This is a genomic window from Kitasatospora sp. NPDC087315, assembly GCF_044744345.1.
Taxonomy (GTDB): domain Bacteria; phylum Actinomycetota; class Actinomycetes; order Streptomycetales; family Streptomycetaceae; genus Kitasatospora.
Window position 1 is genome coordinate 66,657 of record NZ_JBIUYD010000009.1, and the last position, 24,400, is coordinate 91,056.

The 24,400-nt window shown below is 71.6% G+C and carries 19 protein-coding genes; 17 read left to right on the forward strand and 2 right to left on the reverse strand.

What is annotated here, in order from left to right:
* Positions 1–6: 6 nt before the first annotated feature.
* The 8 genes from murG (at position 7) to ACIO5D_RS14785 (ending at position 7,753) form a co-directional block, all read left to right on the forward strand.
* Entirely contained in the window at positions 7–1,113 is a 1,107-nt protein-coding gene (gene murG / locus ACIO5D_RS14750) for an undecaprenyldiphospho-muramoylpentapeptide beta-N-acetylglucosaminyltransferase (protein WP_363607311.1), read from the forward strand.
* Entirely contained in the window at positions 1,106–1,882 is a 777-nt protein-coding gene (locus ACIO5D_RS14755; RefSeq protein ID WP_363607312.1) for an FtsQ-type POTRA domain-containing protein, read from the forward strand. The genes murG and ACIO5D_RS14755 overlap by 8 nt, the downstream gene beginning before the upstream one ends.
* A 408-nt stretch (positions 1,883–2,290) precedes the next feature.
* Positions 2,291–3,511 carry a cell division protein FtsZ gene (ftsZ, locus tag ACIO5D_RS14760; RefSeq protein ID WP_363607313.1) on the forward strand — a complete coding sequence of 407 codons (1,221 nt, stop codon included), beginning with the start codon at positions 2,291–2,293 and terminating at the stop codon, positions 3,509–3,511.
* Between the two features lie 22 nt (positions 3,512–3,533).
* Entirely contained in the window at positions 3,534–4,262 is a 729-nt protein-coding gene (pgeF, locus tag ACIO5D_RS14765) for a peptidoglycan editing factor PgeF (protein WP_400795315.1), read from the forward strand.
* The gene (locus tag ACIO5D_RS14770; protein ID WP_363607315.1) at positions 4,262–5,068 is read left to right on the forward strand and encodes a YggS family pyridoxal phosphate-dependent enzyme; all 807 of its coding nucleotides are present in this window, start codon (positions 4,262–4,264) and stop codon (positions 5,066–5,068) included. The genes pgeF and ACIO5D_RS14770 overlap by 1 nt, the downstream gene beginning before the upstream one ends.
* A gap of 302 nt (positions 5,069–5,370) precedes the next feature.
* The gene (locus ACIO5D_RS14775) at positions 5,371–5,970 is read left to right on the forward strand and encodes a cell division protein SepF (protein WP_363607316.1); all 600 of its coding nucleotides are present in this window, start codon (positions 5,371–5,373) and stop codon (positions 5,968–5,970) included.
* A 92-nt stretch (positions 5,971–6,062) separates the two neighbouring features.
* Entirely contained in the window at positions 6,063–6,344 is a 282-nt protein-coding gene (locus tag ACIO5D_RS14780; RefSeq protein WP_148645520.1) for a YggT family protein, read from the forward strand.
* Between the two features lie 59 nt (positions 6,345–6,403).
* Positions 6,404–7,753: a DivIVA domain-containing protein gene (locus tag ACIO5D_RS14785; protein ID WP_400795318.1), complete on the forward strand. Its 1,350-nt coding sequence runs from the start codon at positions 6,404–6,406 to the stop codon at positions 7,751–7,753.
* Between the two features lie 154 nt (positions 7,754–7,907).
* Here the strand turns inward: ACIO5D_RS14785 and ileS are convergent, their stop codons facing one another.
* Positions 7,908–11,036 carry an isoleucine--tRNA ligase gene (gene ileS / locus ACIO5D_RS14790; protein ID WP_400795320.1) on the reverse strand — a complete coding sequence of 1,043 codons (3,129 nt, stop codon included), beginning with the start codon at positions 11,034–11,036 and terminating at the stop codon, positions 7,908–7,910.
* 600 nt (positions 11,037–11,636) lie between these two features.
* Here ileS and ACIO5D_RS14795 point away from each other — a divergent pair.
* The 9 genes from ACIO5D_RS14795 (at position 11,637) to dnaE (ending at position 23,443) form a co-directional block, all read left to right on the forward strand.
* On the forward strand, positions 11,637–12,143 hold the full coding sequence (locus ACIO5D_RS14795) for a TraR/DksA family transcriptional regulator (protein ID WP_363607319.1): 507 nt from the start codon (positions 11,637–11,639) through the stop codon (positions 12,141–12,143).
* Positions 12,144–12,314: 171 nt separating this feature from the next.
* A complete protein-coding gene (gene lspA, locus ACIO5D_RS14800) occupies positions 12,315–12,914 on the forward strand; it encodes a signal peptidase II (RefSeq protein ID WP_363607320.1) in 600 nt (199 codons plus the stop codon).
* A gap of 32 nt (positions 12,915–12,946) precedes the next feature.
* Positions 12,947–13,885 carry an RluA family pseudouridine synthase gene (locus ACIO5D_RS14805; RefSeq protein WP_363607321.1) on the forward strand — a complete coding sequence of 313 codons (939 nt, stop codon included), beginning with the start codon at positions 12,947–12,949 and terminating at the stop codon, positions 13,883–13,885.
* Positions 13,886–13,896: 11 nt separating this feature from the next.
* Complete coding sequence (locus tag ACIO5D_RS14810; protein WP_363607322.1) at positions 13,897–14,367, forward strand: GNAT family N-acetyltransferase; 471 nt, start codon at positions 13,897–13,899, stop codon at positions 14,365–14,367.
* Positions 14,368–14,488: 121 nt separating this feature from the next.
* A complete protein-coding gene (locus ACIO5D_RS14815; protein ID WP_363607323.1) occupies positions 14,489–17,341 on the forward strand; it encodes an alpha/beta fold hydrolase in 2,853 nt (950 codons plus the stop codon).
* Entirely contained in the window at positions 17,338–18,240 is a 903-nt protein-coding gene (locus tag ACIO5D_RS14820) for an ABC transporter permease (protein WP_363607324.1), read from the forward strand. Before ACIO5D_RS14815 ends, ACIO5D_RS14820 begins: the two co-directional genes overlap by 4 nt.
* A 61-nt stretch (positions 18,241–18,301) precedes the next feature.
* Positions 18,302–18,904: a dienelactone hydrolase family protein gene (locus ACIO5D_RS14825; RefSeq protein WP_400656645.1), complete on the forward strand. Its 603-nt coding sequence runs from the start codon at positions 18,302–18,304 to the stop codon at positions 18,902–18,904.
* A gap of 19 nt (positions 18,905–18,923) precedes the next feature.
* The gene (locus ACIO5D_RS14830) at positions 18,924–19,769 is read left to right on the forward strand and encodes a hypothetical protein (RefSeq protein ID WP_400795323.1); all 846 of its coding nucleotides are present in this window, start codon (positions 18,924–18,926) and stop codon (positions 19,767–19,769) included.
* Positions 19,770–19,909: 140 nt separating this feature from the next.
* Complete coding sequence (dnaE, locus tag ACIO5D_RS14835) at positions 19,910–23,443, forward strand: DNA polymerase III subunit alpha (RefSeq protein ID WP_400795325.1); 3,534 nt, start codon at positions 19,910–19,912, stop codon at positions 23,441–23,443.
* 30 nt (positions 23,444–23,473) lie between these two features.
* On the opposite strand, the gene ACIO5D_RS14840 is transcribed toward dnaE, so the two are convergent.
* Entirely contained in the window at positions 23,474–24,361 is an 888-nt protein-coding gene (locus ACIO5D_RS14840) for a LysR substrate-binding domain-containing protein (RefSeq protein WP_400795327.1), read from the reverse strand.
* Positions 24,362–24,400: the final 39 nt, after the last annotated feature.

The window sequence follows — 24,400 nt, forward strand, 5'->3', positions numbered from 1 at the left end:
ATTTCGGTGCATGTCGTACTCGCCGGCGGGGGGACCGCCGGTCACATCGAGCCGGCCCTCGCCCTCGCGGACGCCCTCCGCAGGCACGACCCGTCCATCGGGATCACCGCCCTGGGTACCGAGCGCGGTCTGGAGACGCGGCTGGTACCCGAGCGCGGCTACCATCTGGAGCTGATCCCGGCCGTCCCGCTGCCCCGCAAGCCCACTCCCGAGCTGATCACCGTCCCGGGCCGGCTGCGCGGCACCGTCCGGGCCGCCCAGGAGATCATCGAGCGGGTCAACGCCGACGCCGTGGTCGGCTTCGGCGGCTATGTCGCGATGCCCGCCTACCTGGCCGCCAAGCGGGCCGGGGTGCCGATCGTGGTGCACGAGGCCAACGCCCGGCCCGGTCTGGCCAACAAGATCGGGGCCCGCTACAGCGACTTCGTCGCCGTCTCCACGCCGGACAGCAAGCTGCGCGACTCCCGGTACATCGGCATCCCGCTGCGCCGGACCATCGCCACTCTGGACCGCAACGCGGCGCGCCCGGAGGCCCGGCACTACTTCGGCCTCGACCAGCGGCTGCCCACCCTGCTGGTCTCCGGCGGCTCGCAGGGCGCGCGCCGGCTCAACGAGACCGTGCAGACCATCGCGCCGCGCCTCCAGCAGTACGGCGTGCAGATCCTGCACGCGGTCGGCCCGAAGAACGAGCTGCCGCAGGTGGACGACATCCCCGGGATGCCGCCGTACCGCGCGGTGCCCTACGTGGACCGGATGGATCTGGCCTATGCCGCCGCCGACCTGATGCTCTGCCGGGCCGGCGCCATGACGGTGGCCGAGCTGGCGGCGGTCGGTCTGCCCGCCGCCTTCGTCCCGCTGCCGATCGGCAACGGCGAGCAGCGGCTGAACGCCCAGCCGATGGTCAAGGCGGGTGGCGGTCTGCTGGTGGACGATGCCGAGCTGACCCCGGACTGGGTGCTGCAGAACGTGCTGCCGGTGCTCACCGACCCGCAGAAGCTCTGGGACATGAGCCGGGCCGCCGCCGAGTTCGGCCGCCGGGACGCCGACGAGCTGCTGGTGGGCATGGTGTACGAGGCGATCGAGGCCGCCCGAGGTGGTCGCCGCCGTGGCTGACGGCCGGCTCGCCGATCCGCTGGACGAGGAGCTGGAGGCCGAGGAGTCCGCTCCCCGGCTCCGGCTCTCCCGGCGGGGCATCGTGGTGCTGGGCGTGCTCGGCGCCACGGTGCTGGGCGTGCTGGCCTGGCTGGTGTTCTTCTCCTCGGTGCTGGACGTGCGCAACGTCTCGGTCCAGGGGGCGGAGGACGAAAAACTGACGGTCGACCAGGTGCGGGCAGTGATCGGCGGGGTCGGTGACGGCCCGCTGGCCCGGGTGGACCTGGACGACGTCAGGCAACGGGTCGAGGCTATCCCTCGGGTGGCCAGGGCCGAGGTCTGGCGGGGCTGGCCGCACACCCTGCGGGTGAAGGTCACCCAGCGCAAGGCGGTCGCCGCTGTCAAGGGGGAAGACGGCCAGTTCACCCAGGTCGACGCCACCGGAGTGAGCTTCGCCACCGAGCCGGCCGCCCCCGAGGGGGTACCGGTGGTGGAACTCCAGCTCGGTCAGCCGGCCCTGGACGCGGGCGGGGTGATCACCCGTCCGCAGTTGGTGCAGGGCGCGGTGACGGTGGCGGCCGGCCTGCCGGCCGAGGTGGCGGCCCGGGCCGGCGCGGTGCTGGTGCACTCCTACGACGACATCCAGCTGCAGCTCAGCGGGGGTGCCACGGTTCGCTGGGGGAGCCCGGAGCAGACCGACCGAAAGGCCCGGGTGCTGGTGGCGCTGATGAACCAGAAGGGTACGAACTACGACGTCAGCGCTCCTGAGGCGCCGGCGGTGTCGGGATGATCCGGTAGGTTCTCTGCCACAAGGGTGCGCGGAGCGCGCCGCCGAAAAGGTGGCGGTGGGCGACGGGCGGGCTTGACGCTTTTCGGTGTCGGCCCGACCCTTGGTGGTCACCCCCGGTTTCGTTAGCCGGCCGATGATCACATAGGCTCAAAAGAAAAAGGGAAGCTCGGCGTGTTCGTTGAAACACGTGCCTGGAGCCACCTAGTGTCCTGTGTCACCAGACTGTGTCCCTTGGTGATGTGACGGAGACACAGGACTAACCCTAAAGGTCAAGTTTAGGGTTGGGGTCGGCGGTCGGCATTTCGGACATTCAGTCAGAAACCAGGCTCCCTACCCATCGACATCCGTCGGTACGGCACCCCACGGGGTCCGGGCCGACCCGGAAATTCGAGGCGAGAGGCCTTCGACGTGGCAGCACCGCAGAACTACCTCGCAGTCATCAAGGTCGTCGGTATCGGCGGCGGTGGTGTCAACGCCATCAACCGGATGATCGAGGTCGGTCTCAAGGGCGTCGAGTTCATCGCGATCAACACCGATGCGCAGGCCCTCCTGATGAGCGACGCCGACGTCAAGCTCGATGTGGGCCGTGAACTCACCCGGGGCCTCGGCGCCGGCGCCAACCCCGAGGTCGGCCGCAAGGCCGCCGAGGACCACCGTGAGGAGATCGAGGAGGTCCTCAAGGGGGCCGACATGGTCTTCGTCACCGCAGGCGAGGGCGGCGGCACCGGCACCGGCGGCGCGCCCGTCGTGGCCAACATCGCACGCTCGCTCGGCGCGCTGACCATCGGCGTGGTCACCCGCCCCTTCACCTTCGAGGGCCGCCGTCGCGCCAACCAGGCCGAGGACGGCATCGCCGGCCTGCGGGAAGAGGTCGACACCCTCATCGTCATCCCCAACGACCGGCTGCTGTCCATCTCGGACCGCCAGGTCAGCGTGCTGGACGCGTTCCGCTCCGCCGACCAGGTGCTGCTCTCCGGCGTCCAGGGCATCACCGACCTGATCACCACCCCGGGTCTGATCAACCTCGACTTCGCCGACGTCAAGTCCGTCATGTCGGACGCCGGTTCGGCGCTGATGGGCATCGGCTCGGCCCGGGGCGAGGACCGCGCCAAGGCGGCCGCCGTGATGGCGATCTCCTCGCCGCTGCTGGAGGCGTCCATCGACGGCGCCCGCGGTGTACTGCTCTCCATCTCCGGCGGCTCCGACCTCGGCCTGTTCGAGATCAACGAGTCGGCCCAGCTGGTCAGCGAGGCCGCGCACCCCGAGGCGAACATCATCTTCGGCGCGGTCATCGACGACGCGCTCGGCGACGAGGTCCGGGTCACCGTGATCGCCGCCGGCTTCGACGGCGGCCAGCCGCCGGCCATCGTCCGCGACCCGGTGGTCAAGTCCACCCCGACCGCCCCGGCCACGCCGCCGGCCGCCCCCGAGCGTCCGGCGAGCCGGCCCTCGTACGGGAGCATCGGCTCGGTGACGTCGCGTTCGGAGAACGAGTCGCACGCCGAGCGGCGTCCGGCCGAGACGCCCACCGTGACCGCCGCCCCGGTGCCGCCGCAGGTGCAGCCGGCCCGTCAGCCGTACGTCGAGAGCCCCGCGGAGGAGCTCGACGTGCCGGACTTCCTGAAGTAAGCGCGGACTGAAACAGGCAGTGGTGGATCACGCAGTTCGCAACGGTGCTCACTTCGCCTTCACCGACCGGTGGGGCGGGGTGAGCACTTCGCCGTACGGGGAGCTCAACCTCGGCGGTGCGGTGGGGGACGACCCGGCCGCCGTCCGGGAGAACCGGACGCTCGCGGCCCGCTCGCTGGGGCTGGACCCGGCGGACGTGGTCTGGATGAACCAGGTGCACGGCGCCGACGTCGCGGTGGTGACCGGTCGCCAGCCGGTGGGGGAGGCCCCGACGGTGGACGCGGTGGTCACCGCCCGGCCGCTGGCGCTGGCGGTGCTGACCGCCGACTGCACCCCGGTGCTGCTGGCCGACCCGGTGGCGGGTGTGGTGGGCGCGGCCCACGCGGGCCGGCCCGGGCTCGCGGCCGGGGTGGTGCCCGCGGTGGTCCGGGCGATGACGGAGCTGGGGGCCGAGCCCGGGCGGATCACCGCCGCCACCGGCCCGGCGGTCTGCGGTCGCTGCTACGAGGTGCCGGCCGCGTTGCGCGCCGAGGTGGCCGCGCTGGTGCCGGCCGCGTACGCCGAGACCTCCTGGGGGACCCCGGCCCTGGACGTGGCGGAGGGAGTGGCGGCCCAGCTGGCCGCCGCAGGCGTCACCGAGGTGGTGCGATCATCGGTCTGCACCCTCGAATCCGCCGATCACTACTCCTATCGCCGCGAGCAGCGCACCGGCCGGCTCGCGAGCTACGTCTGGTTGGGCTCTGAACTCTGATGACGAATGACATCTACGGACCGTTCCCCGGGGACGCCCCCGGTTTCCCCGACGCGGCCTGGCTGGCCGCGCTGACGGAGGGCCAGCGCGCCCGGTACGAAGAACTGGGGACCAACCTGGAGGTGGTGGAGCGCCGGATCGCCGACGCCTGCGCCGCCGCCGGGCGGCCGCGCGAGGAGGTCAGGCTGGTGGTCGTCACCAAGACCTACCCGGCCGAGGACACCGCGCTGCTGGCGGCACTGGGCGTCACCGATGTCGCCGAGAACCGCGACCAGGACGCCGCGCCCAAGGCGGAGCAGTGCAGAAACCTTCCGCTGGACTGGCACTTCGTCGGCCAGCTTCAGACCAACAAGGTCCGCTCGGTGGTCCGGTACGCGAACCACGTGCACTCGGTGGACCGGCTGCGGCTGGTGGAGTCGCTCTCCGCCGCGGTGCTCAAGGCCGAACGCCCGGAACTCGGCTGCCTGGTGCAGGTCGCGCTGGAGAAGGAGCACGGCGCGGGCGAGGGCCGGGCCGGGGTGGCGCCGGAGGACGTCGAGGCGCTGGCCGACGCGATCGCCGACACGCCCGGGCTGCGCCTGGACGGTGTGATGACCGTCGCTCCGCTGGCCGGACCGCTCGCCGGGAACCCGGCCGAAGCATTCGCGCGGGTGGCGGAAATCGCAACCTCCGTACGGACGGCTCATCCTGCTGCCACCATGGTTTCCGCAGGAATGAGCGGTGACCTGGAGCAGGCCGTGGCTGCCGGGGCGACACATGTGCGCGTCGGAACGGCGGTACTCGGAGTGCGGTCACCCCTCAGGTAACGTCACCGGGTAGTAGATCAGACTGCAGGACAAAATAGGACAGAAGCTAGCAGCTTTCCAGAACGCTAGCGAACCGTGGATCGCAACTCCGCGGCCCCCACCCACAATTTCTGACCGGCCGTCGGCCTGACGGACCGTCGTGGGCGGACCGCGGAATCCGCAGGCAGGGCCGTACGGCCTGACCGCCGGTGACGGAGCCGATTCACCACGGAGCGAGCGGAGCGAGCGACCAGCGAAGGGCGCGCGCCCGTGAAGCGCCCACCGAGCGCAGCGAGGTGGGAATGAGCGGAGGAGACAGGAGCATGGCCGGCGCAATGCGCAAGATGGCGGTCTACCTCGGCCTCGTGGAGGACGAGACGTACGACGGCCAGGGGTACGACCCCGACGACGACTACGACGCGGACCCCGAGCCGATTCGCACGGGGCGGACGGAGGACATCCCCCGGCCGGCCGCCGCGCCTTCGCCGGTCTCCTCGATCACCCCGCAGCCGGTGCCGGCCGCGGTCCCGATCCGCCAGGAATCCCCGAGGATGGCCCCAGTGTCGTCCATCACACCCGAACGCCGCCACAACCTGGAGAAGAGTGCACCGGTGATCATGCCCAAGGTAGTGAACGAACGAGAGCCCTACCGCATCACCACGTTGCACCCCCGGACCTACAACGAGGCCCGTACCATCGGGGAACAGTTCCGTGGCGGGACCCCGGTGATCATGAATCTGACCGAGATGGACGACACCGACGCGAAGCGGCTCGTAGACTTCGCCGCTGGACTCGTCTTCGGTCTGCACGGCAGTATCGAGCGCGTGACACAGAAGGTGTTCCTGCTGTCGCCTGCTAACGTCGATGTCACGGCGGAGGACAAGGCTCGGATCGCCGAGGGTGGGTTCTTCAACCAGAGCTGACCCGGCCACGACTTTACGTGTGGATCTGATCAACAGTGAGTTAGCGACAGGCGGCAGGCCCAAGGGGCCGAGGACCGGGGAGAGGGAAGCGCGTGGGGATCGTATGGGCGGTGCTCTATTACGCGCTGACCGTCTTCCTGGTGTTTCTGCTTGTGCGGCTGGTGATGGACTGGGTCTTCCAGTTCGCGCGTTCGTGGCGGCCCGGCAAGGCCATGGTCCTGGTCCTGGAGGCCACGTACACTGTCACGGATCCGCCGCTCAAGCTTCTTCGGCGGTTTATTCCGCCGTTGCGTCTCGGGGGCGTGGCGCTCGACCTGTCCTTCTTCGTACTGATGATCATTGTGTATGTCCTGATCTCGCTTGTGCGGCCCTAGTCGTAGGTGAGCGATGCGACAGGATGCCGGTGTGCCGACGATCACGTTGAGGTGAAGAGATGCCATTGACCCCCGAGGACGTTCGGAACAAGCAGTTCACGACCGTCCGCCTGCGCGAAGGCTATGACGAGGACGAGGTCGATGCCTTCCTCGACGAGGTCGAGGCGGAGCTGACCCGCCTTCTGCGCGAGAACGAGGACCTGCGTGCCAAGCTGGCCGCCGCGACCCGTGCCGCCGCGCAGAACCAGGCCAACATGCGCAAGGAGCCGCCGCAGGACTCGCGTCCCGGTGCGCCCGTGCCGGCCGCCATATCCGGTCCGCCGGTGCCCGGGCAGCAGCAGGGCCCTGGTCCGCAGCAGATGGGCGGCCCCGGCGGCCCGCAGCAGCAGCAGATGGGTGGCCCGCAGCAGCAGATGGGCAACCAGCCGCTCGGCCTGCCGTCCGGTGCCCCGCAGCTCCCGGCCGGTCCCGGTGGCCCGCAGCAGATGGGCGGCCAGCAGCAGCAGATGAACCAGACCATGGGCGGCCAGCAGCAGCTGGTCCAGCCGATGGGCGGTCAGATGCTCCAGCCGATGGGCGGCCCGATGGGCCAGCAGGTCCCCGGCCAGGGCAACCCGATGGGCCAGGGCATGGGCCAGCAGCAGATGCAGCAGATGGGTGGCCCGATGGGCGGCCCGCAGCAGATGGGCGGCCCGATGGGCGGCCCGATGCAGCAACAGCAGCAGCCCGGTGGCGACAGTGCCGCCCGCGTTCTGGCGCTCGCTCAGCAGACCGCCGACCAGGCGATCTCCGAGGCCCGTTCCGAGGCCAACAAGATCGTCGGCGAGGCGCGCAGCCGGGCCGAGGGTCTGGAGCGCGACGCCCGGGCCAAGGCCGACGCCCTGGAGCGGGACGCGCAGGAGAAGCACCGGGTCGCGATGGGCTCGCTGGAGTCCGCGCGGGCCACGCTGGAGCGCAAGGTCGAGGACCTGCGGGCGTTCGAGCGTGAGTACCGGACGCGTCTGAAGTCGTACCTGGAGACCCAGCTGCGCCAGCTGGAGTCGCAGGCGGACGACTCGCTCGCCCCGCCGCGCATTCCGGCCACCGCCTCGCTGCCGCCGGCCGCGTCGTCGATGGCTCCGGCCGGTGCGTCCGCGATGAGCAGCGGTGCGCCGGGCTTCGGTGGCAACCAGCCGTCCTTCGGCGGGAACCAGCCGTCGTTCGGCGGGCAGAGCTCCTTCGGCGGCGGCAACAACGGTGCGCCGAGCTTCGGCGGGCAGTCCTCCGGTGGCAACTCCGGTGCCCCGCAGATGCAGCCGGCCGGGATGACGCAGCCGATGGCCGCCGTCCGGCCGCAGCCTCCGCAGCCGATGCAGCAGGCGCCGGCGCCGATGCGCGGGTTCCTGATCGACGAGGACGGCGACAACTGAGGTTGTAGCCGGGCAGTACATCGAGGGCGCCCCCTCCGTGACCTTGCGGTCATGGCGGGGGCGCCCTCGTTTTCCACGGCGGTCCCGAGACCGCGACGCGGGTACGGCGAAGCGGCCGCCGTCTCCCCGGGGAGACGGCGGCCGCTTCGGTCGGTCAGGCCTTGCGGAGCTGGAAGGCGAGGCCGAGGGAGTCGTCGGAGAAGGTCTCCGACTCCCAGTCGGCGGCGCCGGCCGCGAAGTCGGTGGCCAGCACCTCCTCGGCGACCAGCGGGCCGTGCTCGGCGATCGCCTCGGCGGTCTCCTCGTCGGTGGCCCGCCAGCGGAGCACGATCCGGTCGGCCACGTCCAGGCCGGAGTTCTTCCGGGCCTCCTGGATCTGGCGGATCGCGTCGCGGGCGACGCCGAGGCGCTTGAGCTCCGGGGTGATGGCCAGGTCGAGCGCGACGGTGGCGCCGGACTCGTTGGCGACCGCCCAGCCCTCGCGCGGGGTCTCGGTGATGATCACCTCGTCCGGGCTCAGCGTGACGGTCTCGCCGTTCAGCTCGACGCCGGTGCTGCCGTCGGCCCGCAGTTCGGTGGCCAGCCGGGCGGCGTCGGCGGCGGCGACGGCCTTGGCCACGTCCTGCACGCCCTTGCCGAAACGCTTGCCCAGCGCGCGGAAGTTGGCCTTGGCGGTGGTGTCGACCAGCGAACTTCCCACCTCCGCCAGGGACTCCAGGGTGGCGACGTTGAGCTCCTCGGCGATCTGCGCGCGCAGGTCGGCCGGCAGTTCCTCCCAGCCCTGGGCGGCGATCAGCGCCCGGGAGAGCGGCTGGCGGGTCTTCACACCGGACTCGGCGCGGGTGGCCCGGCCGAGCTCGACCAGTCGGCGGACCAGCGCCATGTGGCGTGAGAGGTCGGCGTCGACCAGCGACTCGTCGGCCTCCGGCCAGGCGGCCAGGTGGACCGAGGCCGGGGCGTCCGGGGCGACCGGGACGACCAGGTCCTGCCAGACCCGCTCGGTGATGAACGGGGTCAGCGGGGCCATCAGCCGGGTGACCGTCTCCAGCGCCTCGTGCAGGGTGGCGAGTGCGGCGGCGTCGCCCTGCCAGAAGCGGCGGCGGCCGCGGCGGACGTACCAGTTGGACAGGTCGTCGACGAAGCCGGAGAGCAGCTTGCCGGCCCGCTGGGTGTCGTACGCCTCGAAGGCCGCGTCGACCTCGCGGACCAGGGTGTTCAGCTCGGAGAGCACCCAGCGGTCCAGCTGGGGGCGGTCGGCCGGGGCCGGGTCGTTCGCCGAGGGGGCCCAGCCGGAGGTGCGGGCGTACAGGGCCTGGAAGGCGACGGTGTTCCAGTAGGTGAGGAGGGTCTTGCGGACCACCTCCTGGATGGTGCCGTGGCCGACCCGGCGGGCCGACCAGGGCGAGCCGCCGGCCGCCATGAACCAGCGCACCGCGTCCGCGCCGTGCTGGTCCATCAGCGGGATCGGCTGCAGGATGTTGCCCAGGTGCTTGGACATCTTGCGGCCGTCCTCGGCCAGGATGTGGCCCAGGCAGACGACGTTCTCGTAGCTGCTCCTGTCGAAGACCAGGGTGCCGACGGCCATCAGCGTGTAGAACCAGCCGCGGGTCTGGTCGATCGCCTCCGAGATGAACTGCGCCGGGTAGCGCTTCTCGAACAGCTCCTTGTTCTGGTACGGGTAGCCGTACTGGGCGAAGGGCATGGAGCCCGAGTCGTACCAGGCGTCGATCACCTCGGGCACCCGGGTGGCGGTGCCGCCGCACTCGCGGCAGGCGAAGGTGACGTCGTCGATGTACGGGCGGTGCGGGTCGAGGTCGCTCTGGTCGGTGCCGGTGAGCGTGGACAGCTCGGCCAGCGAGCCGACGCAGGTCAGGTGGCCCTCCTCGCAGCGCCAGATCGGCAGCGGGGTGCCCCAGTAGCGGTTGCGGCTGAGCGCCCAGTCGATGTTGTTGTTCAGCCAGTCGCCGAAGCGGCCGTGCTTGACCGTCTCCGGGTACCAGTTGGTGGCCTCGTTCTCACGGATCATCGCGTCCTTGACGGCGGTGGTCCGGATGTACCAGGAGGGCTGCGCGTAGTAGAGCAGCGCGGTGTGGCAGCGCCAGCAGTGCGGGTAGCTGTGCTCGTACGGCAGGTGGCGGAAGAGCAGGCCGCGCTCGTCGAGGTCCTGGACCAGGGCCTCGTCGGCCTTCTTGAAGAACTGGCCGCCGATCAGCGGGACCTCGGGCGCGAAGGTGCCGTCGGCGAGCACCGGGTTGACCACCGGCAGGCCGTAGCGGCGGCAGGTCGCCAGGTCGTCCGCGCCGAAGGCGGGGGACTGGTGGACGATGCCGGTGCCGTCCTCGGTGGTGACGTAGTCGGCGTTGAGGACGTAGTGCGCGTTCTCGATCTCGACCAGGTCGAACGGGCGCCGGTAGGCCCAGCGCTCCATCTCGGCGCCGGTGAAGGACTGGCCGGTGGCCTCCCAGCCCTCGCCGAGCGCCTTGGCCAGCAGCGGCTCGGCGACCACCAGCTTCTCGGTGCCGTCGGTGGCCACGACGTAGGTGACGCCGGGGTGGACGGCGGCGGCGGTGTTGGAGACCAGGGTCCACGGGGTGGTCGTCCAGACCAGCAGCGCGGCCTCGCCGGCCAGCGGGCCGCTGGTCAGCGGGAAGCGGACGAAGACCGAGGGGTCGACCACGGTCTCGTAGCCCTGGGCCAGCTCGTGGTCGGACAGGCCGGTGCCGCAGCGCGGGCACCAGGGGGCGACCCGGTGGTCCTGGACCAGCAGGCCCTTGTCGAAGATCTGCTTGAGCGACCACCAGACGGACTGGACATAGGACGGGTCCATCGTCCGGTAGGCCTCGTCGAGGTCCACCCAGTAGCCCATACGGGTGGTGAGCTCGGTGAAGGCGTCGGTGTGGCGGGTCACCGACTCACGGCACCTGGCGTTGAACTCGGCGATGCCGTACGCCTCGATGTCCTGCTTGCCGGAGAAGCCCAGCTCCTTCTCGACGGCCAGCTCGACCGGGAGGCCGTGGCAGTCCCAGCCGGCCTTGCGGGCGACGTGGTAGCCCTTCATCGTCCGGTAACGCGGGAAGACGTCCTTGAAGACGCGGGCCTCGATGTGGTGGGCGCCGGGCATGCCGTTGGCGGTCGGCGGGCCCTCGTAGAACACCCACTCGGGGCGGCCCTCGGACTGCTCCAGGCTGCGCTGGAAGATCTTGTTGTCCTGCCAGAAGGACAGGATCTGGTGTTCGAGGGCGGGCAGGTCGACCTGCGCGGGGACGGAGTTGTAGGAGCTCATCGCGGGTGTCATACCTCCGGCGGACATGGACGGGATCCGACGGAGGGACGAGACGGCATGCCGCCCCGCGGTACCACCCTCCTTGGCCGCGGTGCTGACTGCGGCCCTCTTGTTTGGGCTTGCTGCCGGGTCTAGTGGGCCGCTGCGACCTGCGTCGCTGGCCGTTCTTCCGGCGGCTCCGGGGTGATCTTCCCGTCGTGCACACCCCCGGGCTCGCACCGTCCCCGGGTCGCTGGTGGCTGCGTACGTCGGTACTCGTCCCATCTGCGCCTTGCAGGCCCAGTGTATCGGCCGTCGCAAGTCGGTTTGTCCGGCGCGCGAGGGGTGGTTAGGCGGGGGTGTTCTGGGCACACATCTGGTCAGCGTGCGGGGCGTGGCGGCTGGGGCGGCTGCCTGGGTGGGAACATGGTGAGGTGCCGGTATGTCATGTTGTGACCGGTTTTGATGGGGATTATCGTTCCGGCACTGGAGGCCGCCGGGAACCGGCGGCTCGATTCGTTCGTAGATGGGGTCGAAGCCATGGCTGAGAAGACAACCGTCGCGGGTACCGCCACCAAGCGGGCGCGCAAGGCTGTGGCAGGCGATCCAGGGGAGGGGACCGTGACCACTACCGCACGGCACAAGACCAGTAACGACACCGCTCGCGTCGCCGCCGGCCGCACCCGGACGCCGGCCGCCCCCGGCGCCCGCGGGGGCGCCGAGTCGGTGGACCCGGCCGAGCTGCCCGTCCGTCCGGGCGAGGAGCCGTGGACCGGGGAGGAGGTGCGCGAGCTGCACGCCGAGCTGATCAGCGACCTGGAGCGGCTGCAGAACGAGATCGACGCCTCCGAGGCCACCATCTCCGGGCTGATGCGTGACTCCAACGACGGAGCCGGTGACGACCAGGTGGACGCCGGTACGAAGAACATCTCGCGGGAGAGCGAGCTGGCCCTGGCCAACAACGCCCGCGACAGCCTCGCCCAGACCGAACACGCCCTGGCCCGCCTGGAGACCGTCGGTTTCGGCGTCTGCGAGTCCTGCGGCCAGGCCATCGGCAAGGCCCGGATGCAGGCCTTCCCCCGGGCCACGCTCTGCGTCCAGTGCAAGGCCAAGCAGGAGCGTCGCTGATCGGGCCGACCGGGGCGGCGAGGGCGTGCGGGCTTGCCGTACGCTCAACCCCGTAACGTCGCCCGACTCGTCCCGGTCGGCGATCACCGGCCCACTCTCCCCCCGCCTTTCGGTCCGGGGGGACCTCCATCGGCAGCGGAGCGGATCATCAGTACGCAAGGTTCCCCCCAGATGCGGGACGAGTCCGTCCCGACTCCCGCCGACGCTGTGGAGGAGGCCGTGGCCGAGCCCGGCGAGGTGGCCGCACCGGCCGAGGAGACGACGCCGAAGGGGCGCCGGCGGATCGGCGTGCTGCTGGTGATCGCACTGTTCGCCTTCCTGATCGACCTCGGCAGCAAGCTGCTGGTGGTGGCCCGGCTGGAGAACCACGCGGCGATCAAGGTGATCGGCGACGTGGTGACCTTCCAGGTGATCCGCAACTCCGGCGCCGCGTTCGGTATGGGCCAGGCCCTGACCGTCGTCTTCACCATGATCGCCTCGTCCGTCATCGTGGTGATCTGGCGGATCGCCCGCAAGCTCTACAGCCTGCCCTGGGCGATCGCGCTCGGGCTGCTGCTCGGCGGGGCGCTCGGCAACCTCACCGACCGGCTGTTCCGCTCGCCGGGCGTCTTCCGCGGCCACGTGGTCGACTTCATCTCGGTACAGCACTTCGCGGTCTTCAACCTCGCCGACTCGGCGATCGTCTGCGGCGGCATCCTGGTCGTCCTGCTCTCCTTCCGCGGCAGCAACCCGGACGGCACCGTCCACCAGCAGGCGGACAAGAGCGAGTAGGGGCGGGCTCCGCGTCCGGCATACTCGTACGGGTGAGTACCGCAGCGCAGATCCGCAGCCTTCCCGTACCCGACGGCCTGGAGGGTGAGCGTCTCGACGCCGCCCTCGCCCGGATGTTCGGCTTCTCCCGGACCAAGGCCGCCGAGTTGGCCGCCGAGGGCAAGGTGACGCTCGACGGCGCCGTGGCCGGAAAGTCGGACCGGGTGACCGCCGGCTCCTGGCTGGAGGTCGAGATCCCCGCCCCCGCCGCGCCGGTGCGGATCGTCGCCGAGCACGTCGAGGGCATGCACATCGTCCACGACGACGAGGACATCGTGCTCGTCGACAAGCCGGTCGGCGTCGCCGCGCACCCCAGCCCCGGCTGGACCGGCCCGACCGTGATCGGCGGCCTCGCCGCGGCGGGCTACCGGATCTCCACCTCGGGCGCCGCCGAGCGCCAGGGCGTCGTGCACCGCCTCGACGTCGGCACCTCCGGCCTGATGGTGGTCGCCAAGTCCGAGCGCGCCTACACCGACCTCAAGCGGCAGTTCCACGACCGGGTGACCGAGAAGAAGTACCACACGCTGGTGCAGGGCCACCCGGACCCGATGAGCGGCACGGTGGACGCGCCGATCGGGCGCCACCCCAGCTCGGACTGGAAGTGGGCGGTGACCAAGGACGGCAAGGCGTCCGTCACCCACTACGACCTGATCGAGGCCTACCGCGCCGCCTCGCTGCTGGACATCAAGCTGGAGACCGGCCGCACCCACCAGATCCGGGTGCACATGTCGGCGCTGCGCCACCCCTGCGTGGGCGACCTGACCTACGGCGCCGACCCGACGCTGGCCAAGCGGCTCGGGCTGACCCGGCAGTGGCTGCACGCGGTCTCGCTCGGCTTCGAGCACCCGGCGGACGGCGAGTGGGTGCAGTTCTCCAGCGAGTACCCGGCGGACCTGCGCAAGGCGCTCGACATCATCTCCTCCGAGAGCTGAGGGACGGCGGGATGAGCGCTTTCGCGGTACGGATCAGGGTCGCCGGGAGCGCGGACGACCTGGCGCTGGTCCGCGCGGTGCGGCGCGAGGTGTTCATCGTCGAGCAGGGCGTGCCGGAGGAGCTGGAGTACGACGACCTCGACGCCACCTCCGAGCACCTGCTCGCGGTCGGTCCGGAGGACCAGCCGCTCGGCACCGCCCGGCTGATCCACGGCGAGCAGGCGCGCGGGCTCACCGACGGGATCGAGGGCCGGGTGCTGCTCGGCCGGCTCGCGGTGGTGCGCGCGGCGCGCGGGACCGGGCTGGGCGCCGGGCTGGTGCGCGCGGTGGAGGCGGCCGGGCGTGGGCGCGGTGCCCGCGAGGTCGAGCTGCACGCGCAGGTCCAGGCGCTGGGCTTCTACGAGCGGCTCGGTTACACCGCCGAGGGCCCGGTCTACGACGACGCGGGGATTCCGCACCGGACCATGACCCGGGTGCTCTGACCGCCCTGTGAGCCCTCTCCCGTGCGCGGGGGAGGGCTGGGTCGTCCAGTGGGGGCGGGGCGCGGGTCTCTCCAGCGGCTTTACCGGACGCCTACCCGCCCGGCGGATACGATCACCGACCATGGAGCTCGGTGGCGCATGGCGCCGGTGGCGCGGCCGCGGGACGGCGGCCGGACGGAGGGTGCTGGCCGGTGCCGTGGCCCTGGTGGCGGTGGCCGGAGTCGGGACGGCGGTGGCCGTGGCGGCCGGCGGGGAACAGGCGGTCCGGCAGGAGGATCGTTTCCTCAGCATGCCGGAGACCCCTGGCAGCAGCCGGCAGATCCAGCTCGACACCTCGTACTTCACCACCGGATCCGACCCCCGGCCGGCGATCCTGCTCGCCCACGGCTTCGGCGGCTCCAAGGAGGGCGAGCGCGAGCGCGCCCAGCAGCTCTCCCGGCAGGGCTACGCGGTGCTGACCTGGTCGGCGCGCGGCTTCGGCCACTCCGGCGGGAAGATCGGCCTCAACGCACCCGACCGCGAGGTGGAGGACGTCAGGCACCTGGTCGACTGGCTCGCCCAGCGGCCCGAGGTGCAGCAGGACGCCCCCGGAGACCCGAGGGTCGGCATCACCGGCGCCTCGTACGGCGGCGCGGTGGCACTGCTCGGCTCCGCGTACGACCACCGCATCGACGCCGTGGCCAGCCAGATCACCTGGTGGAACCTGGCCGACGCGCTGTTCCCGCAGGGGGTGCGGGGCTCCGGCGCCGTCGACGGGGTGTTCAAGAAGCTCTGGGCCGGGATCTTCTTCACCACCGGTTCGGCCGGGGACCTCGGCCCCTCGGGCGGCGCGCCGCGCGCCACCTCCGGGCCGGGGGCGGCCGAGGACGCGCCGGTCGGTTGCGGGCGGTTCCTCGACACGCTCTGCCAGATGTACGACCGGGTCGCCACCACCGGGCACGCCGACCCCGAGGCCGTGGCGCTGCTGGACCGCTCCAGCCCCTCCTCGGTGGCCGGGCAGCTCAAGGCGCCCACCCTGGTCGTCCAAGGCCAGCAGGACTCACTGTTCCCGCTCGACCAGGGCGACGCCATCGCCCGGGCCGTCGCCGCCAACGGCGCGCCGGTGGCGGTGGACTGGTTCGCCGGCGGCCACGACGGCGGCACCGACACCAGCGCGCGGGTGGACGACCGGGTCGGCGCCTGGTTCGATCACTTCTTGAAGGGTGGCAGCTCGAAGAGCGGCAGCCTGAAAGGTGACGACCCCAAGGACGCGGGCGCCGGCACCGGGCCCGCCTTCCGGGTCACCCGCACCGGCGGCGTCGACTCCACCGGCTTCCAGGCCGTGCTGCGCGGCGCCTCCGCCGACGCCTACCCCGGCCTGGCCGGGACCGGCTCGCGCGACGTCGAGCTGACCGGCGGACCGGCCGGCGCCGAGCAGACCTTCGCCAACCCGCCCGGCGGCGCCCCGCCCAACATCTCCTCACTGCCCGGCATCGGCGCGCTCGGCCAGGCCGCCGCGCTGGGCGCCGGGCTCTCCCTGGACTTCCCCGGGCAGCACGCCTCCTTCGAATCCGCGCCGCTGGACGGCCCGCTGCACCTGACCGGGCAGCCCACCGTCGCCGTCCGGGTGCAGGCGGACCGGCCGGACGCGGTGCTCTTCGCGAAGCTGTACGACGTCGGCCCGGACGGCAAGGCGAGCCTGCCGCAGCAGCTGGTCGCCCCGCTGCGGGTCACCGGCGCGGACGCGGCCGGTGGCCGGACCGTCACCGTCGCGCTGCCCGCCGTCGACCACACCTTCGCCGCCGGACACCGGCTGCGGCTCGTGCTGGCCAGCACCGACCTCGCCTACGCCTCGCCGGCCGAGCCCGCCACCTACCGGGTCGCGATGGCCGGGGCGCTCACCGCGCCGACCGTCGACGGCCTGGTCACCGAGGCCGCGCCGCTGCCCGTGCGGACCTGGGTACTGCCGCTGGTGGCCGTCGCCGCGGCGGCCGCGCTGCTCCTGGCGCCCCGGCTGCGGCGGCGCCGCCGCGCGGGCCGGGCACCGGCCTACGACCCGGCGCTGGCCGGGGTGCCGCTGCAGATCACCGGCCTCAGCAAGCGCTACCGGGGATCCACCGACCGGTACGCCGTCCGGGAGCTGGGCTTCCGGGTCGAGCAGGGCCAGGTGCTGGGCCTGCTCGGGCCCAACGGCGCAGGCAAGACCACCACGCTGCGGATGCTGATGGGTCTGATCCGGCCGGACGAGGGCGAGATCAGGATCTTCGGCCACCTGGTGCGCCCCGGTGCGCCGGTGCTCTCCCGGGTCGGCGCCTTCGTCGAGGGCGCGGGCTTCCTGCCGCACCTCAGCGGCCGGGCCAACCTGCGGCTCTACTGGCAGGCCACCGGCCGCCCGGACGAGGACGCCCACCTGGACGAGGCGCTCGCCATCGCCGGACTCGGCGAGGCGCTGGACCGCGCGGTGCGCACCTACTCGCAGGGCATGCGCCAGCGCCTCGCCATCGCCCAGGCCATGCTCGGCCTGCCGGACCTGCTGATCCTGGACGAGCCGACCAACGGGCTCGACCCGCCGCAGATCCGCGAGATGCGCGAGGTGATGATCCGCTACGCGGCCGCAGGACGGACCGTCATCGTCTCCAGCCATCTGCTGGCGGAGGTGGAGCAGAGCTGCACCGACCTGGTGGTCATGGACCGGGGCCGGCTGGTCACCACCGGTGCCGTCGCCGAGATCGTCGGCGGGGGCGAGCTGCTGCTGGTCGGCACGCCCGCCTCGTACGGGCCGGACGAGCTGGCGGTGGCCGCCGAGAAGACGGGCGCGCTGGCCGGTGTCGGCTCGGCGGAGGCGGTCGAGGGCGGGCTGCTGGTGCGGCTGGACGGCATGGCGGCCGGCCGGCTGATCGCCGAGCTGGTGCGGTTGGGTGTGCCGGTGGAACGGGCCGGGCCGCACCGCCGGCTGGAGGACGCGTTCCTGTCGCTGATCGGAGGTGCGGCATGACCGCCGTTGTTTCGCCGGATGGTGTTTCGCCGGGGGCCACCCGGTCCGGAGGGGTGTCGCCGGACCACGCGCCCGGTTACCGGGCCGGGCGGACGCTGCCGCTGCGGATCGAGGCCATGCGCCAACTGCGGCGCCGGCGCACCCTGGTGATCGGCGGGGTGCTGGCCGCGATGCCGTTCGTCATCCTGGCGGCGTTCCAGATCGGCGGCACCCCCGGCCGTACCGACCGGACCACCTTCATCGAACTGGCCACCGCCTCCGGGCCCAACTTCGCGACCACGATGCTCTTCATGGGCACCGGCTTCCTGCTGGTGATCCCGGTCGCGCTGTTCTGCGGGGACACCGTGGCCTCCGAGGCGAGCTGGTCCTCGCTGCGGTACCTTCTGGCCGCGCCGGTGCCCCGGGCCCGGCTGCTGGCCCGCAAGTTCGCGGTGGGGCTGGCGTTCTCGGCGGCGGCCGTGGTGCTGCTGCCGGCGATCGGGCTGCTGGTCGGCACCGCCGCGTACGGCTGGGGCGACCTCAAGCTGCCCGCCGGGGTGAGCCTCCCGGCGGGGGAGGCGCTGCCCCGGCTGGCGATCGCGGTGGCCTTCGTCCTGCTGAGCGAGGTCGTGATCGCCGCGCTGGCGTTCTGGCTCTCCACCGCGACCGACGCGCCGCTGGGCGCGGTCGGCGGGGCGGTGTTCGCCTCGATCGTCACCGGGGTGCTGGACGCCGTCACCGCGCTCGGGGACCTGCGGGAGTGGCTGCCCGCCCACTGGCAGTACGCCTGGGCGGACGCCCTGCAGCCGCAGTTGGAGTGGGGCGGCATGATCCAGGGCGTCTCGCTCTCGCTGTCGTACGCGGCGGTGCTGCTGGCGCTGGCGTTCCGCGGCTTCGCCCGCAAGGACGTGGTGTCGTAGCGGGCAGCGCGGGGTGCGGGATCATGGAGGTCCTGACCTGAAGCTCTAAGGAAGCCGAACCGTGGCCCAGATCGTCCTCTTCCACTCCGTCTACGGGCTGCGCCCCGCCGTCCACGCCGCCGCCGACCGGCTGCGCGCCGCCGGGCACACCGTGCACACCCCCGACCTCTTCGACGGCCGGACCTTCGACGACGTCGAGGCGGGCATGGCGTACAAGGAGGAGGTCGGCAGCGACGAGCTGCTGCGCCGGGCCGTCGGCGCCGCCGCCCCGCTGCTCACCCCGGTCAACGGCGAGGCCCCGGTCGCCGAGGGCCTGGTCTACGCGGGCTTCTCGCTCGGCGGCTCGCTCGCCCAGAACCTCGCCCTCGCCGACGAGCAGGCGTGCGGGCTGCTGCTTCTGCACGGCACCTCCGACCTGCGGGAGGACGCGGCCACCTCGATCCCGGTCCAGTTGCACGTGGCCGAGCCCGACCCGTTCGAGACCGAGGACTGGCTGAACGCCTGGTACCTGCGGATGCGCAAGGCCGGCGCGGACGTCGAGATCCACCGCTACCGGGGTGCCGGGCACCTCTTCACCGACCCCGACCTGGCCGACTACGACGCCGAGGCCGCCGAGCGGACCTGGGCCGTCGCGCTGGACTTCCTGGCCGAGCTGGACGGCTGAGGGCCGGGGCGGGGGAGTGGTGACAGGCGACAGGGCGCGGTGCGGACTCGACTACGCGCCGGCCGGGACGCTGCCCGGGCTGCTCCAGCGCGGCCGGGGGCTGGGCGCCCGGATGGCCGCGGAGGATCCGTCGGCCGCCGCCGGGCTGGTGTACGGCTGCGTCCGGTGGGACTGGCGGTGGGACTGGCGGTGGGACTGGCGGTGGGACGGCCAGGCGGACAGCCGGCACCTGTACCTGGCCCGGCTGATCCGGGACCTGGGACTGTCCCCGGAACCGGTGACCGCGCTGCTGACGGCGGACCGGGACACCTGCGAGCGGGCCACCCGGGTGCTGGAGCTGCTGGCGCTCGGCGGCTCGGCGCAGGCCCGGGAGGCGCTGCGCGAGCACGTCCGGGAGGGCGGGCACGGCCTCGGTCCGCAAGCACCGCCACGGGGCGACCACCGGCCCGACCCTGGGCCCGACCTCGACCCCGGGGTGCCGGCGCTGGTGGCGGAGCTCGAACGGTGCTGGGTGGAGCGGCAGTGGTGCGGCCCGGACGGTACGGCGCTCGGGCTGGCGAGGTTCGGGGCCGGGGCGGGTGGGGCGGTGTCGCTGCTGCGCCGGTTCTGGCTCTGGACGCCGCACTCGTACGAGCGGACCGCGTACCTGGAGGCGCTGGCCGCGATCGGCCCGGCCGGGCTGGCCGACGCGTACGCGGAGTGCCTCTGGGACTGCGAGGAGAGCGCCCGGCTGCTGGGCGTGGAGCGGGCGCCGGACGGGCCGGTGGTGCGTGAGCGGCTGGCGTATCTGCGCGACGATCCGATGGAGGAGGCCGCGGTGCGGGCGGCCGCGCGGGTGCGGCTGGCGGTGTTTGCGGGGGGCTAGAGTAGGGGGGTGAACGTGTGAGGTCGGTCCGGGCGCTGGTGCAGGCTCGGGCCTCAGTTGTTTCAGCGTGGCGTGATCATCCGCTGTGACCTGCGCGTTCGCCGGCCAACCAGACAGCACGAGCCTCCGGAGGCCCCGCCGTGAGCGATCAGCCGTACGCGCATCTGCACGTCCACACCGAGTACTCGATGCTGGACGGTGCCGCCCGGCTGAAGCAGTTGTTCAAGGAAGTCGAACGGCTGGGGCAGACCCATGTCGCGATGACCGACCACGGCAACATGTACGGCGCCGCGGAGTTCCACAAGCAGGCCACGGCCGCCGGGATCACGCCGGTGATCGGCATCGAGGCGTACGTCGCGCCGGATTCGCGCTCCAACACCAAGCGCATCCTGTGGGGGCAGCCGCACCAGAAGCGGGACGACGTCTCGGCGTCCGGTGCCTACACCCACAAGACCATCTGGGCCCGCAACAAGCAGGGGCTGCACAACCTCTTCAAGCTGACCTCGCGCTCCTACGCCGAGGGCTGGCTGGTGAAGTGGCCCCGGATGGACAAGGAGATCATCTCCGAGCACGCGGCCGGCCTGATGGCCACCACCGGCTGTCCCTCCGGCGAGGTGCAGACCCGGCTGCGGCTCGGGCAGTTCGACGAGGCGCTGAAGTCCGCCGCCGACTACCAGGAGATCTTCGGCAAGGAGAACTACTTCCTGGAGCTGATGGACCACGGCCTGGACATCGAGAAGCGGGTCCGCGACGGGCTGATCGAGATCAGCAAGAAGCTGAGCATCCCGCCGGTGGTCACCAACGACTCGCACTACACCACCGAGGGCGACGCCGGCGCCCACGACCTGCTGCTCTGCGTGCAGACCGGCAAGAACCTCTCGGACCCGGACCGCTTCCGCTTCGACGGCACCGGCTACTACATCAAGTCGGCCGCCGAGATGTACGCGCTGGACTCCTCGGACGCCTGGCAGGAGGGCTGCCGGAACAGCCAGCTGCTGGTCGCCTCCCGGGTCGACACCGCCGGCATGTTCGAGTTCAAGAACCTCATGCCGCGCTTCCCGATCCCGGAGGGCTTCGAGTCCGAGGCGGACTTCTTCAAGTCCCAGGTGTGGAAGGGCATGGACTGGCGCTTCCCGAACGGGTACGACGAGGAGCACAAGAAGCTCGCCGAGTACGAGATGGACACCATCATCCAGATGGGGTTCCCGGCGTACTTCCTCGTGGTCGCCGACTTCATCATGTGGGCCAAGGAGCAGGGCATCGCGGTAGGCCCCGGCCGTGGCTCGGCGGCCGGTTCGCTGGTCGCCTACGCGATGGGCATCACCGACCTCGACCCCATCCCGCACGGTCTGATCTTCGAGCGCTTCCTCAACCCCGAGCGCATCTCCATGCCCGATGTCGACATCGACTTCGACGAGCGCCGGCGCGGTGACGTGATCCGGTACGTGACGGAGAAGTGGGGCTCCGACAAGGTCGCCATGATCGTCACGTACGGCACCATCAAGGCGAAGGCCGCCATCAAGGACTCCTCGCGGGTCCTCGGCTACCCGTACGCGATGGGCGACCGGATCACCAAGGCGATGCCGCCGGACGTCATGGGCAAGGGCATCCCGCTGTCGGGCATCACCGACTCCTCGCACCCGCGGTACAGCGAGGCCGGCGAGATCCGCGGGCTGTACGAGACCGACCCGGACGTCCGCAAGGTGATCGACACCGCGCGCGGTATCGAGGGCCTGATCCGCCAGCCCGGTGTGCACGCGGCCGGTGTCATCATGTCCGCCGAGCCGCTGACCGACCACATCCCGGTCTGGACCCGGCACACCGACGGCGTCACCATCACGCAGTTCGACTACCCCACCTGTGAGGGCCTCGGCCTTCTCAAGATGGACTTCCTCGGCCTGCGCAACCTGACGATCATGGACGACGCCGTCAAGGCGATCGAGAAGAACAAGGGCATCAAGATCAACCTGCTTGATCTGCCCCTCGACGACAAGCCGACCTACGAACTGCTCGCCCGCGGTGACACGCTCGGCGTCTTCCAGCTCGACGGCGGGCCGATGCGTTCGCTGCTGCGCCTGATGAAGCCCGACAACTTCGAGGACATCTCCGCCGTTCTCGCGCTGTACCGACCGGGCCCGATGGGCGTCAACTCGCACACCAACTACGCGCTGCGCAAGAACGGCCAGCAGGAGATCACCCCGATCCACCCGGAGCTGGAGAAGCCCCTGGAGGAGATCCTCAAGCCGACCTACGGCCTGATCGTCTACCAGGAGCAGGTGCAGAAGGCCGCGCAGATCCTGGCCGGCTACTCGCTCGGCCAGGCCGACCTGCTGCGCCGCGCGATGGGCAAGAAGAAGAAGGAGATCCTGGAGGCGGAGTTCGTCCCGTTCCAGAAGGGCTGCCGCGAGCACGGCTACTCCGACGCGGCGATCCAGGCGGTCTGGGACGTGCTCGTCCCCTTCTCCGGCTACGCGTTCAACAAAGCGCACACCGCCGGGTACGGGCTGGTCTCGTACTGGACGGCGTACCTCAAGGCCAACTACCCGGCCGAGTACATGTCCGGCCTGCTCACGTCCGTCAAGGACGACAAGGACAAGTCGGCGGTGTACCTCAACGAGTGCCGCAAGATGGGCATCCAGGTGCTCCCGCCGGACGTCAACGAGTCGGACTCGGACTTCACCCCGCACGGTGACGAGCTGGTGCGGTTCGGTCTGACGGCCATCCGCAACGTCGGCGGGCCGGTGGTGGACTCGATGATCCGCACCCGGAAGACCAAGGGGAAGTTCAGCTCCTTCCCCGACTTCCTGGACAAGGTCGAGTCGGTGGTCTGCAACAAGCGGACCGTCGAATCCCTCATCAAGGCGGGCGCGTTCGACTCGCTCGGGCACACCCGCAAGGGCCTGACCGCGCAGTTCGAGCCGATGATCGACAACGTCGTCGGGGTCAAGCGCAAGGAGGCCGAGGGGCAGTTCGACCTCTTCGGCGGCGACACGGTGAGCGACGAGCCGAGCTTCGGGCTGGACGTGGTCTTCTCCGAGGAGGAGTGGGAGAAGTCCTTCCTGCTCACCCAGGAGCGGGAGATGCTCGGCCTGTACGTCTCCTCGCACCCGCTGCACGGCATCGAGCACGTGCTCGCCGACAAGGCGGACTGCGCGGTGGCCGACCTCGCCGATCGGCCGGACGGCACCATCATCACCATCGGCGGCATCATCTCGGGCCTCCAGCGGAAGATGACCAAGCAGGGCAACGCGTGGGCGATCGCCACCGTGGAGGACCTGGCCGGCTCCATCGACTGCATGTTCTTCCCCGCCAGCTACCAGCTGGTCTCCTCCCAACTCGTCGAGGACACCGTGGTGTTCGTCCGCGGCAAGCTCGACAAGCGGGAGGACGTGCCACGGCTGATGGGGATGGAGCTGTCCGTCCCGGACCTCTCCAACGCGCACGCCGAGGCGCCGATCATCATCAACATCCCCAGCGTGAGGATCACCCCGCCGCTGGTCGCCCGGCTCGGCGAGGTGCTGACCCACCACAAGGGCACCACCGAGGTCCGGCTGCGGCTGGAGGGTCACCGGCGCACCACCGTGCTGCGGCTCGACCGGCACCGGGTGAAGTCCGACCCGGCGCTGTTCGGGGACCTCAAGCAGCTGCTCGGGCCGAGCTGCCTGGCCAGCTGAACCAGGCCGCGGCGGCGGGTCGTCGAGGACTCACGACCCGCCGCCGAGGCCCGGCGGGACGGCCGTGTGCAGGGCCGAGACGAAGGCCGAGATCGCCGGGTGCGAGCCCGCGCCCGCGCGGAAGGCGGCCCGGGTGCGCCGGTACATCGGCAGCCGGGTGAGCACCACGCCCGGCGGTGGCTGCGCGGCGCCCAGCTGCGGCACCAGCGCCACCCCCTGACCGGCCGCCACCAGGGCCAGCACGGTGGTGAAGTCGTCGATCTGATGCCGGATCCTGGGCGTGAAGCCGGCGCCCTCGCAGGCCCGGACGGCCATGCCGTGGCAGAGCGTGCCCGGCGGCGCCATGATCCACGGGGCGGCACGCTGCTCGGCGACCGTGCCCGCCGCGCGGGCCGCCAGGTACATCGGCTCGGTGAACACCGGCCGGGTGAGCGCCAGGCCCGGCTCCGGTTCGACCGGCACCAGGTCGTACTCGTGCACCAGTGCCACGTCCAGCTCGCCCGCGCGCAGCGCCGCCGCCACGCCCGCCGGGTCCACCTCCGTCACCATCGGCTCCAGGCCGGGGTGCCAGGCCGCCAGCTCGGCCAGCACCGCCGGGATGATCGCGCGGGCCGCCGAGGGGTAGGTGCCGATCCGCAGCGGACCGGCCAGCCCCTGCCTGGCGTGGGCGAGTTCGGCGCCGGCCTGTTCCAGCCGGGCCAGCACCGCCTCGGCGTGCCGGACCAGGTTCCACCCGGCGGGCGTCAGGGCGACCCGCCGCCCGGTGCGCTCCAGCAGCGGGACACCGGCCTCCTTCTCCAGCACGGACAACTGCTGGGAGACCGCCGAAGGGCTGAACGACAGCGCCTCGGCGACGGCGGCGATGGTGCCGAGATGGGCCAGTTCGCGCAGCAGACGCAGGCGTCGTACATCAAGCATCGGATCAGCTTACGAGAAGCCTCGGAAATCTGAACTGGA

Coding starts and splice junctions, on each gene's coding strand:
- ACIO5D_RS14770 (WP_363607315.1), top strand. CDS start 4,262: ATGACGAATGACATCTACGGACCGTTCCCCGGGGACGCCCCCGGTTTC.
- ACIO5D_RS14775 (WP_363607316.1), top strand. CDS start 5,371: ATGGCCGGCGCAATGCGCAAGATGGCGGTCTACCTCGGCCTCGTGGAG.
- ACIO5D_RS14785 (WP_400795318.1), top strand. CDS start 6,404: ATGCCATTGACCCCCGAGGACGTTCGGAACAAGCAGTTCACGACCGTC.
- ileS (WP_400795320.1), bottom strand. CDS start 11,036: ATGAGCTCCTACAACTCCGTCCCCGCGCAGGTCGACCTGCCCGCCCTC.
- lspA (WP_363607320.1), top strand. CDS start 12,315: ATGCGGGACGAGTCCGTCCCGACTCCCGCCGACGCTGTGGAGGAGGCC.
- ACIO5D_RS14810 (WP_363607322.1), top strand. CDS start 13,897: ATGAGCGCTTTCGCGGTACGGATCAGGGTCGCCGGGAGCGCGGACGAC.
- ACIO5D_RS14815 (WP_363607323.1), top strand. CDS start 14,489: ATGGAGCTCGGTGGCGCATGGCGCCGGTGGCGCGGCCGCGGGACGGCG.
- ACIO5D_RS14820 (WP_363607324.1), top strand. CDS start 17,338: ATGACCGCCGTTGTTTCGCCGGATGGTGTTTCGCCGGGGGCCACCCGG.
- ACIO5D_RS14840 (WP_400795327.1), bottom strand. CDS start 24,361: ATGCTTGATGTACGACGCCTGCGTCTGCTGCGCGAACTGGCCCATCTC.